General features: G+C 45.7%; 10 protein-coding genes. 3 read left to right on the forward strand and 7 right to left on the reverse strand.

Annotated features, from left to right (window positions below):
* Positions 1 to 3 precede the first annotated feature (3 nt).
* A complete protein-coding gene (locus IPH92_02140; GenBank protein QQR65360.1) occupies positions 4 to 531 on the reverse strand; it encodes a hypothetical protein in 528 nt (175 codons plus the stop codon).
* Positions 532 to 1,009: 478 nt separating this feature from the next.
* Between IPH92_02140 and IPH92_02145 the strand changes: the two genes are divergently transcribed.
* Complete coding sequence (locus IPH92_02145) at positions 1,010 to 1,252, forward strand: hypothetical protein (protein ID QQR65361.1); 243 nt, start codon at positions 1,010 to 1,012, stop codon at positions 1,250 to 1,252.
* A gap of 95 nt (positions 1,253 to 1,347) precedes the next feature.
* Positions 1,348 to 2,910, forward strand: coding sequence for a glycoside hydrolase family 3 protein (locus tag IPH92_02150; protein QQR65362.1), 1,563 nt, complete (start codon positions 1,348 to 1,350; stop codon positions 2,908 to 2,910).
* A 66-nt stretch (positions 2,911 to 2,976) separates the two neighbouring features.
* Here the strand turns inward: IPH92_02150 and IPH92_02155 are convergent, their stop codons facing one another.
* From IPH92_02155 to IPH92_02170, 4 genes are all read right to left on the reverse strand, one after another.
* Positions 2,977 to 5,508 carry a DUF2339 domain-containing protein gene (locus IPH92_02155; protein QQR65363.1) on the reverse strand — a complete coding sequence of 844 codons (2,532 nt, stop codon included), beginning with the start codon at positions 5,506 to 5,508 and terminating at the stop codon, positions 2,977 to 2,979.
* A 411-nt stretch (positions 5,509 to 5,919) separates the two neighbouring features.
* Positions 5,920 to 6,852 (reverse strand): META domain-containing protein, encoded by a 933-nt coding sequence (locus IPH92_02160; GenBank protein QQR65364.1) that lies wholly within the window; start codon positions 6,850 to 6,852, stop codon positions 5,920 to 5,922.
* Positions 6,853 to 6,855: 3 nt separating this feature from the next.
* Positions 6,856 to 7,074, reverse strand: a complete 219-nt coding sequence (locus tag IPH92_02165; GenBank protein ID QQR65365.1) for a hypothetical protein — start codon at positions 7,072 to 7,074, stop codon at positions 6,856 to 6,858.
* 69 nt (positions 7,075 to 7,143) lie between these two features.
* Complete coding sequence (locus IPH92_02170; GenBank protein ID QQR65366.1) at positions 7,144 to 7,509, reverse strand: hypothetical protein; 366 nt, start codon at positions 7,507 to 7,509, stop codon at positions 7,144 to 7,146.
* Between the two features lie 170 nt (positions 7,510 to 7,679).
* Here IPH92_02170 and IPH92_02175 point away from each other — a divergent pair, with 170 nt between their 5' ends.
* The gene (locus IPH92_02175) at positions 7,680 to 8,492 is read left to right on the forward strand and encodes a sulfite exporter TauE/SafE family protein (protein ID QQR65367.1); all 813 of its coding nucleotides are present in this window, start codon (positions 7,680 to 7,682) and stop codon (positions 8,490 to 8,492) included.
* Between the two features lie 69 nt (positions 8,493 to 8,561).
* On the opposite strand, the gene IPH92_02180 is transcribed toward IPH92_02175, so the two are convergent.
* Both IPH92_02180 and IPH92_02185 read right to left on the reverse strand, forming a co-directional pair.
* Positions 8,562 to 11,252: an AAA family ATPase gene (locus IPH92_02180; GenBank protein QQR65368.1), complete on the reverse strand. Its 2,691-nt coding sequence runs from the start codon at positions 11,250 to 11,252 to the stop codon at positions 8,562 to 8,564.
* Positions 11,253 to 11,356: 104 nt separating this feature from the next.
* A complete protein-coding gene (locus tag IPH92_02185; protein ID QQR65369.1) occupies positions 11,357 to 12,574 on the reverse strand; it encodes a cysteine desulfurase in 1,218 nt (405 codons plus the stop codon).
* Positions 12,575 to 12,668: the final 94 nt, after the last annotated feature.

Consider the following 12,668-nt stretch of genomic DNA (forward strand, 5'->3'; position numbering starts at 1 on the left):
GAACTATTGAATGTCAGAAATGTTTTGTTTGAGTCTTCTGGTATTTATCTCTTTGAAATTAGAACTAGAAGTGGGATAAATCGTTTTATTCTTAATAGAACCAGTATTCATAACTGACCCTTCCCTGTTTTTTACAACAGGAGAAACCTTTATTTCTAATGGCTTTTCCGATATTAGTGGTAGTGCAGTTACAGTAACGACCGTTGAATCCCCCGCTGAAAGCGGAACATATGCAATGACTAATTCATCATTCTCCCATTTGTATCCAGTAGCTCCTTCAATTCTTATGTAGTTTAAAGTTCCTTTTTGAATACCGGTATTTATAGTAAAACGATCAAATCTTTGTGAATTATTAGAAACATAAAAATATATTTTTATGTCAGAAATTTGATTGGGTACAGATTCTTCTGTATCTCCATTTCTAGAAAAGCCCATATCAATATAACTAAGAACCTCAGACTTGCTTTCACTAGATTCATCAAGAAAAATCTTTTCTACTTCTTGTTTGTTTAAAAAAAGAGGCTCTTTCAAACTTGAAAGAGCCTCTTTTTAATGTTCTGATCATTTGAAACAAATAATCCCAATTGCGCAAATGCAGGAATGGATTCAATATTAAATATCAATATAGAAAATACAAAAACAAATATACCTGTTAGAGTGAATAGTAATTTTTTACTTCTGAAATTAGACAGGATCATAACCTCCAAAGAAAATCGACTGCTCTAAATGTACGCAACTTCCTTAAAAAATTAAGGACATGAAATTAAGTTACTATCATAAGTGTAGCAATTTTAAAAAATTTCACTATGACCACAGGTGAATAACTCCTAAAAAATGCATTACTGCGCTATAAGCAACCTCAAGATTTTGTAAGTTAAATTAGGCATTGTTGTCGAACCGCCATCAGCCCAGCGCATTCACTAAAAATACTTACCAATTGCTATGATTATCATTGGGCTGGAGTAGGTTTGGCATCTATGCTTTTATTTCATACTGTATACTGGAACAAATGAAACTTCCTTTTTTAAAAAAGTATTGGAGTGCATTCCTCATTACTTTCCTGCTCATAAGCGTTGCAACCGGTTTCTATATATGGAATCTCGCACATGAGTTGCAAACCCGAGACGTACCCGAAAACCCGCTCTTTCAAAATAGTGACGCTCCTCTTCCCCTCCGAGTCGCCGACCTACTCTCGTATATGACACTTGAAGAAAAAGTCGGACAAATGGCACTCGTGGAAAAAACAGTTTAAACAGACTCACAGACGTTCGCACTTTCAGTTTAGGGGGGATGCTCAGCGGATTTGGAGGAAAGCCTGAAGACAATACTTACTCGGGATGGAAGAATATGGTGGATACATTTGTAGATGTATCACGCATGTCTCGCCTTGGTATTCCTATACTCTATGGTGTTGATGCCATTCATGGTCACAGCAATGTCCCGGGGGCTACTGTGTTTCCCCATATGATTGGCCTCGGGGCAAGTGGCGACGCTACATTAGTTGAAAGTGTTGCACGAGCAACCAGAGATGAACTCCTCGCTACGAGTATACGTTGGAGTTATTCCCCCACCTACGACATGCCTGAAGATATTCGCTGGGGTCGCGTCTATGAGACATTTTCTGATGATCCAGTATTGGTGAGCAAACTGGGAAGTGCGTATATTCGCGGTCTCCAAGAAAACCCGTCCACTCCTTCCTCCACTATCGCAGTATTAGCGACGCCAAAACACTACATTGGTGCCGGAGGGATGCTTTGGAATACTGCAAGTAATGAAAATTTTAAAATTGACCAAGGAACAACGCCTATAGATGAAAAGAAACTTCGTGCACACTACCTACCCCCATTTAAAAAAGCAGTTGATACGGGAGCAATGAGTGTTATGGCTGGGCTTAATAGTTGGGGCGACACAAAACTCGCTGCTTCTTCATATCTCATACAAACTGTACTCAAGGATGAACTTGGATTTAAAGGTTTTGTGGTTTCTGATTGGTATGGTGTGTATGAAATCCCTGGCGGCAACTATAGGGCTGCAGTCACTGCTATCAATGCGGGTGTGGATATGGTTATGCTGCCGTTTGATTATGAAGAGTTTATCAAGAACGTCACACGTGCGGTAAGAAAAGGTGACGCATCCGAAGCCAGAATCAATGATGCCGTAGCACGAATTCTTACCGCAAAGTTTCAGATGGGGCTTTTTGATGAGGTGCCAGAGGAAGATACTGTCACATTAGGGTCATCCGCTCATCGTGCACTCGCGCGTGAGGCGGTAGCGAAATCACTTGTACTTCTTAAAAATGAAAATGAGCTACTCCCTATCAAAAAAAGTGCTGGTACCATTCGAGTTGCAGGAAGTGCTGCAGATAATATCGGAAGACAAGCAGGTGCTTGGACTGTCGAATGGCAAGGTATCGATGGGAATTGGCTCCCGGGTGCCACCTCCATCCTTCAGGGTATACGGGAGAATGCTCCCTTTGGAACCGCTATTGAGTTTGATACAAATGCAAACTTCTCTCCTAATTCACCAAAAGCTGACATTGGTATTGCTGTTGTGGGTGAGGCTCCGTATGCAGAAGGTTGGGGAGACAACCCTAATCCGTCACTGAGTGCGGAAGATATTGCCACCATTACGCGTCTAAAGGGAGTGAGTAACGCAGTTATTGTTGTTTTAGTAACAGGACGGCCAATCATTATTACTGAAGAAATACCCGGATGGGATGCAGTCGTCGCTGCGTGGCTTCCCGGTAGTGAGGGCGCGGGTGTGAGTGATGTACTCTTTGGCAAAAAGCCATTCACAGGCACACTCCCTCTCTCTTGGCCAAGAAATACACAACAACTTCCTATTGTGGAAGGAAAAACAAAAGACGGAAATTCCCTCTTATTCCCACGCTCCTTTGGTTTAAGGTATTAGAAAACTACACTGAGAAAATGGTGCCCCGTGTGCGGGCGCTATTGAATTTTATTTTCGGCAGTTTTTCTATTTCCCGCCACCATCCTTCCCTATTTTCTCAAATGGCTTTTCGAAGAGTGCGGTGAGAATAAAGAGAAGCCCGACACCGAGGAAGGTCACGATACGACCGAGAATGTCCATCTCCCATACATCCACAATGAGTAAGCGAAGTACCACGCCACTGAGGAGAATAATTCCGACGTAGCGAATTATATCTTTCTGCATACTCTTTCCTGCACTATACAGAGCCAATCCTGAAACCGTATAGACAAAGAGTGCAACCGAAACCGCGACATCGGGAGACGCAAAAACCGCATGGGTAATGAGCCACACGAGCGATATGACATAGAGCCCAACACCGCTCCACACAATGCGTGTGCACGCATCGAGAATCTCATGATCACCTTGATATCCTGGTTTAATACGGATAAACGTAAGCCCGAGAAGTACAAGAAACAAGGTGAATGTGTAGAGCCCCATTGCGTCGGGATGAATCGCAGAACTTCCCCACGCAGGGGCACCAAATGAAGCAAACGTGGTGACGAGAGGCACCACCAGTGTTACAAAAGCAAGCGCGAGCCAGCGTGACGAAAGCGCTGGATGCAGTGCCGCATTAATGAAGCAGTAGCTCACCACTGCCCATGAAATGTACGAGAGCACCTGTGTAATTCCCTGGTCCACACAGACAGCTGACCAAAAAAGAGACGACGCGGTCAGCATGTAGATCCAGAAAATACCAAGCCATATGCCGCCAATCCCCCGCAGAGATGCATTTTGGCGAATCATTCCCCATAGCACAAACCGCACGCCGATGAGAAGTGAAAGTAGCGTCATGAAATAGAGTCCTACTCCATTCGGATGAAGCCATTCTGTTGCCCACCTCGAATCAAATAATGCGCCGAATGAGACAAAGACAGGAAGGGTGAAGGAGAAGAGTGCGAGATGCATCCACGAAGCGGGCATACCGCGTCGTATTACAAACACGAGTACGAGTACACAAATAACACTCCACGTCATATACTGAAGCGCATATACAAGCTGACCGTCAAAGAGTGCAATCCATACCACCGAAGTACACGCACACGCATACACCCAAAACAATGTAGTGAACACTCCCCCGATGCTCTGATAGAGGAAATTTTGAGTCCGTTTGGACTCCATAAGTGCATACATCGCACTTACCGCAGTCGCCAGTGTGAGTGTATAAATAGAAACTGCAGGCCCATGCCAGATACCCGTACTCCACTCAGGAGCATCAAACTCACGGATAGAAAGCACTACAGGGAGTGTAAAGAGCCATGTCGTCACGATGACCACATAGTGTGGGAGTCTGAGATGAAGCGCAAGCACAAGTGCTGTAGTAATCTCAAGTGTATACACCATCGTGAGTGTATATCCATCAAAAGTAAATGCTGTCGCAATACAGATGAGCAGTGCCGAGAGCCCAGCATACAGAGAGACTGTTTCTTTAGGACGCTGTGCAACATAGAGTACATACCCTGTGCCCGCAGCAATAAATGCAGCAATGAAAGTCACGAGACCCTCTGCATCAATGAGTGCATACGCCATCGTCACAAACGTTACGACAGAAAATCCGAGTGTAGTCACATCGGCACTTACCACACTCTTATTTCTGAACATACTCACCGAACTTGCACTATAGAACATGCTCGAGAAAAGAATCACAAAAAGCCATGCGATATCGGGCGAGAGAGCGGAGCTATCGAGACATATATTCCAGAGAAAAATACTCGTACCAACGGCAAGTGTAAGCGTGACACCGCGCCAGTGCGTCATAAAGACCACAGCAAGGAATCCGAGCGAAACAGCGAGAAGATAGATGAGGAAAAGTATGGGATCTAAGTCAGAAATAGTAACCAAGACTGGCGCGAGGAGCGCAGTGATAGCCGAAAGCACACTAAGCCATTCAGTACGTGTCTGAAGACTCACCATTACGGCATACGCAATGGTACCGAGGAGAAGTACAAGCGCAAATACTGGTGGGAAAAGTTTGAAAAGAAATTGGCCGGTGAAAATACTTGCCGTGATAATACCCACACCAAGTGTCGTGAGAACGAGATACTGTTCAATATTTGTATATTTACGCCAAACGCCCACGGCACATACCGCAATACCGAGAGTCACACCCATCACGATACGCATAAGCGGACTTACCCATCCCTGTGCTATTGCATAACTCACAAACCATACTGCGCCGAGGAAAAAGAGAAACGCACCAATCTTGATAAGTGTGTTTTCAGAAAACCATTCCATGAGTGGGTTGGGTGTTGAGACCGATGGCTGTGGTGGAGGTACTGGAACTGGCGTTTCTGTATACACCTCTGTAGGTGGAGGAGGTACTGTGTATACTGGCACTGTTTCAGACACATCTACGGGAGTGGGTTCATTGGCCGGAGCAGTAAATGTACCTGGTGCGTACATGGTATGTGGCTCTACCACCTCTTTTGCATCCTTCCCTTCAAGCACTGAAAGGCGATTACTCAAACTTTTGCACCACATAAAGAGTGCGATAATACCAAAGAAAATTATGGTCTCCATAAAAAATACTTATCAAATAGTATCTATAGTATCCCATACCAGAGGAGTGAATGTGTAGACTTATCAAGAATAAAAAATAACCAGCGATGTTGCGTGCTGGTTATTTCTCGGGGCCCATATGGGGGGGGTGGGGGGGGGGGGGGGGGGGGGGGGGGGGGGGGGGGGGGGGGGGGGGGGGGTGGGTGGGTGTGGGTCTGCGGTGGGGGGCGGCCGGGGGGGGGGGCCGGGGGGGGGGGGGGGGGGGGGCCCCCCCCCCCGGGAAAAAAAAAGGGGGGGGGGGGGGGTCAAGGCAAACCTCCTTTCAATTGAAACTATATCGACTATACATCGTTTATCATAAATATCAAGGAGCGAGGGAGTGGCATTACTCGGATGTTTTCAATGTTCAAAACTTATATTTCATTTTCTCTGCTACCTAAATGTTGCAACTCCTCCTTCTCCGTATTGCATCTCGAGTGTTCCCTTTTTTGTGAATGCAAACGATTTTACTTGACTCAGCATTGTGCCAAACATAGTTTCCTGTGAGCCTTCACAATACATAAGTGTCGACATCATCGGACCAAACGTCAATTTACTTCCGCTCGTCGTGTAGGTGCCACCCATGGTGTTGCAATCAGTTCCCACTGAGACCTTCCCGTCACTAAAGGTGAGTGTAAAGGCTCCGGCATTTGTGGGCACCATATACTCTCCCATTTCTACACTATCCACCCACCCCCATTTCTTCATTTCAAGATTCATTTTTGAAGTATCCGCCTCTCCCTCAAAATCTTTTACCCACTCCCCTATTTCTCCTGTTGTGGGGTCAAGGTGAATCCAAAGACTCTTACCAAGGGAAGGTGGTGTCGTCATAGGGTCACTTTCTTTTCGTACCGCATAATTGTATACCGCGCGTCCATTCTGAATTTCTAATGTTTGTGGCGCAATCCTATCGCCAAGGAACAGTGTGTTAGTGCTCGTATAGCTGTCTCCGTTTTTACGCGCTATTGCTGCATAAAAGAATGTGCCACTGCCATCCGCGCTATAGGTGAGCAGTACTGCAGCATCTTCATCTCCATCCTTATCGAGGTCGCCATACACAGGACCAGAAAAAATCGACACAGTGGTCATACTCGCACTTCCTGGTGCAGCGGGTGCAGTATACAAACCGTTATTGAGTAGGTATTCAGTACCATCAATAGTGTAGGCGATAGAACTTGGGGTGCTTGCTACCACGGGCTTTTCAACTACTTCATCGGGAATATTAACTACTTCTGGTACAGAAGTATCTACGTCACTGAAGAACGCAAGAACAATCGCAAGTGTTGCAAGTGCAATAATAATCACTGCAAAAATAATTTTTTTCATATATTACAATTTCTCAATTTCTTTAAGGTCATGGTCGGGAATATATAACATCAATATGCCGATAACGACTCCACCAATAGCAGTCCAGAGGCGGTTTCCATCAAAGATATAAATGTCCATAGCATCAATGATGTGCCAAATACCTCGCCACACCAATACAAGCCCCACAATGATAGATAATGTTCGAACAAAGTATTTAAAGTCTTTATGTTTAGATTTCATATCTTATAGTATATCGCAAATCCCGCGAGGCCAAAGGCCTCGCGGGTTTTATCTGTTGTTCCTCTCTAACTATGCTGCCATTCTTTCATCGTCGCCGGGGTGTTTGTACGATTCTTCAATACGGGCGCTCATTGCATCGAGTTGTTCTTTCTTCTCAGCTTCTATATCAATTTGAGGAACTAGCTCTCCGAGAGATCCGACTCCAGATGCGACACTTCCTTCGTATCCGCGATTAATTGATTCTGGTGAAATACCTTCCGGTTCAATCACAGATTCGTCAGGACGCATGAGTGGTTCTAATTTTCGTTCTCCCATCTGTCCTTGAGCTTTTTTTTCTGCCACCATTTCTGCCCAACTCTTTTCTTCCTCACGTGCTTCTCCTTGCCCCATTTCTCCACCTACTGCCTTTGGCTTTTCTCCTCCGAATCCAAACATATTTCTAAACCATTATTATTAGTACTTCCATTCAACCACGGTATGACACGAAGTCAACAAAGGTCTCCACAGGGTGATTTTCGCTAAAAATACATCTTTTCTGTACATTTTGAGTTATAGGTATATATTCATAGGGAATTTGTTCTTACACATTAGGGAGGTACACCGTCATGGAAACACTGTTGAGCAATATGCTCTTTGTCTTTTTCTTTTTGTGCACAATAGCGTTTGTGTGCGAACTCATTGATTCATCAATTGGTATGGGGTATGGGACGATTCTTTCGCCACTCCTCCTCATTCTTGGGTTTGGTGCGCATGATGCAGTACCCGCCATTCTCATCTCACAGATGATTGGTGGCGCACTCGCAGCGAGACAGCATCACATCCTTGGCAATGCATACTTTAACCGCATAGATGGTAAACTTTCGCCTGACACGAAAGCAGTACTCATCATTTCGGTACTCGGTATTTTTGCCAGCCTGTTTGCTGCATATGTAGGTACGCACATCATTGAAAAAAGCACATTGAATTACACCATTGGAGGACTCGTGCTTCTTATGGCGTTTGTGCTTATGATGGGTTTTACCTTTGAGTACACCACGGGAAAGATGTTTATTCTCGGTATCGTTTCTGCCTTCAATAAAGGTCTCTCGGGAGGTGGCTTTGGTCCACTCGTCACGGGTGGACAGGTAGTCATGGGAAAGGGGCATCGGTCTGCAATAGGTGTCACCACACTCGCGGAGGTACTCATTTGTCTTGTTGGTTTTATGAGTTACGTCTTCTACGGTAGCATCGAACGATGGGATCTCGTCGCCGCACTCTGTATCGGCTCCGCACTCGGTAGTAGTGTAGGGCCTAAGGCAACGCTTCAATTAAGCCAAAAGGAGTTGCTCAAAAAAATCATTCCGTTTGTCCTCCTTGTTCTTGGAACACTCACCATTTTGAAAACATCGGGAGTAATCCACCTCAATGTGTCGATGTGATGTTCTTAAATGCCCAGACTGCTACGCAGTCTGGGCATTTATTTTATTTCGATGAAGAATTGTATCTTTCTATACCATCACCGCTTCTTGAATTTTTTCTCGTACCTTCCGTGGCTCCTTCTTCCCTTTTTTCTTTACATCAAATGCAATTTCTCCTTTTTTCATGGTGACCGATACGGTTCCCCCTTGAAGCATTCCTTCACTAATCATCATCGAAGCTACTGGCGTCAAAATCTTAGATTGAATGACACGCTTCAGTGGTCGCGCGCCAAACTTTGGGTCGTACCCCTCTTTTGCAATGTAGTCCATAACCTCATCACTAATCGTGAGTTGAATATCCTTTTGTGCAAGACGCTCGATAACCATTTCCACTTGAAGACCTACGATATTACGGATAGTTTCCTTTGAAAGAATATCAAAGATAATTATCTCATCAAGACGATTGAGAAACTCGGGGCGGAAAAAGTTCTTAAGACTTTCGAGCACTTTGTCTTTTGCTTGCTCGTACTGCGTAGTCTCATCGGAATGACTCATAAAACCAAACTTAGACATACGGTCGATATGTTCCGCACCTATGTTCGATGTCATTATAATGACGGTATTTTTGAAGTTTACCTTACGCCCCTTTGCGTCGGTGAGATGCCCCGAGTCGAGAACCTGAAGCAGAATGTTAAACACCTCTGGGTGAGCCTTTTCAATTTCATCAAGGAGAATCACCGAGTATGGGCGGTGACGCACTATCTCGGTCACCGCACCCCCTTCCTCGTGTCCCACATATCCTGGTGGCGACCCAATGATTTTAGACACGGAATGCTTTTCCATGTATTCACTCATATCAATGCGCACGAGAGCACTTTCGTCGTTAAACATGAATTCCGCGAGCGCACGAGAGAGTTCGGTCTTTCCCACACCGGTAGGCCCGAGGAAGAGGAATGAACCAATCGGGCGATTAGGGTCAGAAATTCCTGCACGCGAACGCTTAATAGCATCACACACGCGACGTACCGCCTCGGTCTGTCCCACAACTCGCTCCGCAAGCACCTCTGCGATACGCGCAAGTTTCTTGGCCTCTGCTTCGAGCATGCGTGAGACGGGAATACCCGTCCAGCGTGACACGACACCAGCAATATCTTCCTCGGTTACTTCTTCTTTAAGGAGGCGACGTGTGCGCTGGAGTTTCTTCAGTTTTCCTGATTTTGCCTCGAGGTCTTTTTCGACTTTTGGAATGAGCGCATAGCGAATTTCCGCTGCACGGGTCAGGTCGGCACTGGCTTCAGCAGAGTCCGCTTCGAGGCGAAGTGACTCAAGCATTTTCTTCATTTCACGAATTTCAGTAACCGCATCTTTTTCATTATTCCACTTCGTCTCAAGCGCTGAAGTCTTTTGCTTCAATTCTCCTATCTCGTGTTCAATTTCCTTGAGACGTGTTCTTATTTTTACTTTATTTTCTGATACTCCTTCTTCCTTCCGAAATGCTTCCCGTTCGATTTCGAGGCGACGCACCGCACGATCAGCGAAGACGAGTTCATCGGGCTTATTTTCAAGAGAGATACGAAGTGCTGATGCTGCCTCATCCACCAAGTCTACTGCTTTATCCGGTAAGAAACGGTCGGTAATGTATCGACTGGAAAGACTTACCGCAGAAACAATAGCGTCATCGGTAATACGTACACCGTGATAGATTTCATATTTTTCTGCCACCCCGCGAAGAATAGCGACCGCATCCTCTATTGAAGGTTCGTTCACATATACGGGCTGGAAGCGTCGTGTGAGCGCAGGATCACGCTCGATGTGCTTTTGATATTCCTTTAAGGTTGTCGCACCAATGACGCGCATTTCGCCACGCGCGAGCGCAGGCTTAAGCATATTTGATGCATCCATAGAACCCTCGGCTTGACCTGCTCCCACGATAGTATGGAGTTCATCAATGAAGAGAATCACCATTCCTTGAGCCTGCTCCACCTCCTTCATCACATTCTTAAGACGCTCTTCAAATTCACCACGGAATTTGGTCCCCGCAATAAGGAGCCCAAGGTCGAGGGAAAGAATTTCTTTTTCCCGTACTGACTCAGGCACATTACCTTGCACAATGGCGGTCGCAAGTCCTTCTGCGATAGCAGTCTTGCCCACACCTGCCTCACCAATGAGGACGGGATTATTTTTAGTACGACGAGAAAGAATCTGAATCACCCGTTGAATCTCCGCATCACGGCCAATGACCGGGTCGAGTTTATTTTCTTGTGCTAACTTCGTAAGATTACGTGCATACTTTGAAAGTGCACGAAACTTCTTCGGCGTCTGTGCATCATCGATATTGTGCTCACGTACTTCACGAAGTGCGTTTTGTACTTTCTTTTTATCAATATGTGAACGTTCAATCACTTCAATCGCAGGTCCGGGGTGTTCGAGAAGCGCAAGGAAAAGATGCTCCACGCCCACATAGGAATCATTGAGGCTTTGTGCAATACGTCCCGACTCTTCGAGAGCCTGCGCCAAATCTGGCGTGAGATAGAGTTGATATGACTGTGAGAGTGTCTGTCCTACCGGGGCCTCGAGTGCTTCAAGCAGTAAGTCGGTAAAGGCAATAATGTCGATATCAAGACGGTCAAGCAGTGAAATAACCGTGTTTTCGTCCTGCATGACAAGAGACGTGAGCAAATGTGTCGGGCTTACATGATTTTGACCACGCTCAATAGCAAGTTCATGAGCCTTTCGTATAGCTTCTTTTGCGCGTGATGTGAAATTGTGAAAATTTGGCATAGGTAACTATATTATACGCGAGTATCGCTTCACAGAAAACAGTATTCCCCGTCGTATGCACTTATAATTCAATATATATTATAGTACAACATTTTTATCGAGTGTCAACGACTCGTGGCTTCCCTGCTATCTTCATGCATGCGTACAGCAAATGATGCGAGGACTGTGGTTGCCGTCACTATATCTGTCTCTGTAGTTTCTTCACCAAGCGTGAAGCGAAGTGTTGCCGTAGCACGTGCTTCATCATGAGTCATCTCACGAACAACATATGAACCCGTACTTCCCTGTGCACCACATGCACTTTTTGTGGATGCAGCGATACCTTTTGCATCGAGCCAAATGACCGCATATTCAGTATCAAGTCCAGGAATAGAGATGTTTACATTATTTGCAACACGTAGAGTGGCGCTGCCGTTTAAGACAATGCCGGGGATGGTCGAAAGAAGTGTGATGAAACGGTCTCGAAGCAAGGCTACCGTCGTGCTCCGTGACTGCCACTCCTTCTGTGCACGAAGGAGTGCCGTCACACATCCCACAATAAGTGGGACGCTCTCCGTGCCCGAGCGCAACCCCGCTTCCTGACCGCCACCAAATACCACCGGTACTATCTCCACCCACTGCCGATGCACGAGCACTCCGACTCCTTTTGGCCCATAGCACTTTCCTGCGTCCAAAGTCATCATGTCGACGCCCAGCATATCAAGTGCACACGGAAGCCAGAGTGGCGCCTGCGAGGCATCAGTATGCACGAGTACGTGCTCACTATGCGCCTCATTCCATTTGCGTACCATGCGTGTAATTTTCTTCACCTCCTGAATCACCCCTACTTCAGAGTTCACATACGCAAAAGTCACTAATACTGTTTTTGTATTCAAAAGCGTTTCAAGTACCTGTATGTCAACCAACCCTTCATTGTCTACAGGCACATAGGTAACCACCACCCCCCGCTTCGCAAGATATGCAAGTGTCTCCATAATAGAAGGGTGTTCTATACGCGTCGCAATAATCTCTATATCAGTATATGCACGTCCTTTTTTATGCTGTGCTCCTACCGCACCAATGAGTGCGAGGTTATTTGCCTCAGTGCCACCGCTCGTAAATGTCACATCACCTGGCCGTACACAAAGTACACGTGCAAGTCTCTCTCGTGAATTCTCAATCACTTCTCGTACGGCGACACCCTCGGCATACAATGCACTTGGATTTGCCCACATATCACATACATATGGTTGCATTGTCTTATAGACGTCAGCATGCACCGGAGTTGCCGAAGCATAATCAAGATGAATGCGTTTTTTCTTTTTCGCAATGAAAAATTCCATTCGCTGATAATGCCATACCCTTGACTTCCATGCAAAAGAAATATCTGCTATACTCCTCACATATTCGCTGCTTTGCGCCTTTTTCGGGCGTTTT

The sequence above is a fragment of the Candidatus Kaiserbacteria bacterium genome (genome assembly GCA_016699245.1).
Classification (GTDB): domain Bacteria; phylum Patescibacteriota; class Minisyncoccia; order Phycocordibacterales; family UBA918; genus Damh-18.

Bases quoted from the DNA above. Each gene is read 5' to 3' on its own strand.
- IPH92_02175 (QQR65367.1), top strand. From the start codon at position 7,680: ATGGAAACACTGTTGAGCAATATGCTCTTTGTCTTTTTCTTTTTGTGC.
- IPH92_02185 (QQR65369.1), bottom strand. From the start codon at position 12,574: ATGGAATTTTTCATTGCGAAAAAGAAAAAACGCATTCATCTTGATTAT.
- IPH92_02155 (QQR65363.1), bottom strand. From the start codon at position 5,508: ATGGAGACCATAATTTTCTTTGGTATTATCGCACTCTTTATGTGGTGC.
- IPH92_02145 (QQR65361.1), top strand. From the start codon at position 1,010: ATGAAACTTCCTTTTTTAAAAAAGTATTGGAGTGCATTCCTCATTACT.
- IPH92_02160 (QQR65364.1), bottom strand. From the start codon at position 6,852: ATGAAAAAAATTATTTTTGCAGTGATTATTATTGCACTTGCAACACTT.
- IPH92_02150 (QQR65362.1), top strand. From the start codon at position 1,348: ATGGTGGATACATTTGTAGATGTATCACGCATGTCTCGCCTTGGTATT.
- IPH92_02180 (QQR65368.1), bottom strand. From the start codon at position 11,252: ATGCCAAATTTTCACAATTTCACATCACGCGCAAAAGAAGCTATACGA.
- IPH92_02170 (QQR65366.1), bottom strand. From the start codon at position 7,509: ATGTTTGGATTCGGAGGAGAAAAGCCAAAGGCAGTAGGTGGAGAAATG.
- IPH92_02165 (QQR65365.1), bottom strand. From the start codon at position 7,074: ATGAAATCTAAACATAAAGACTTTAAATACTTTGTTCGAACATTATCT.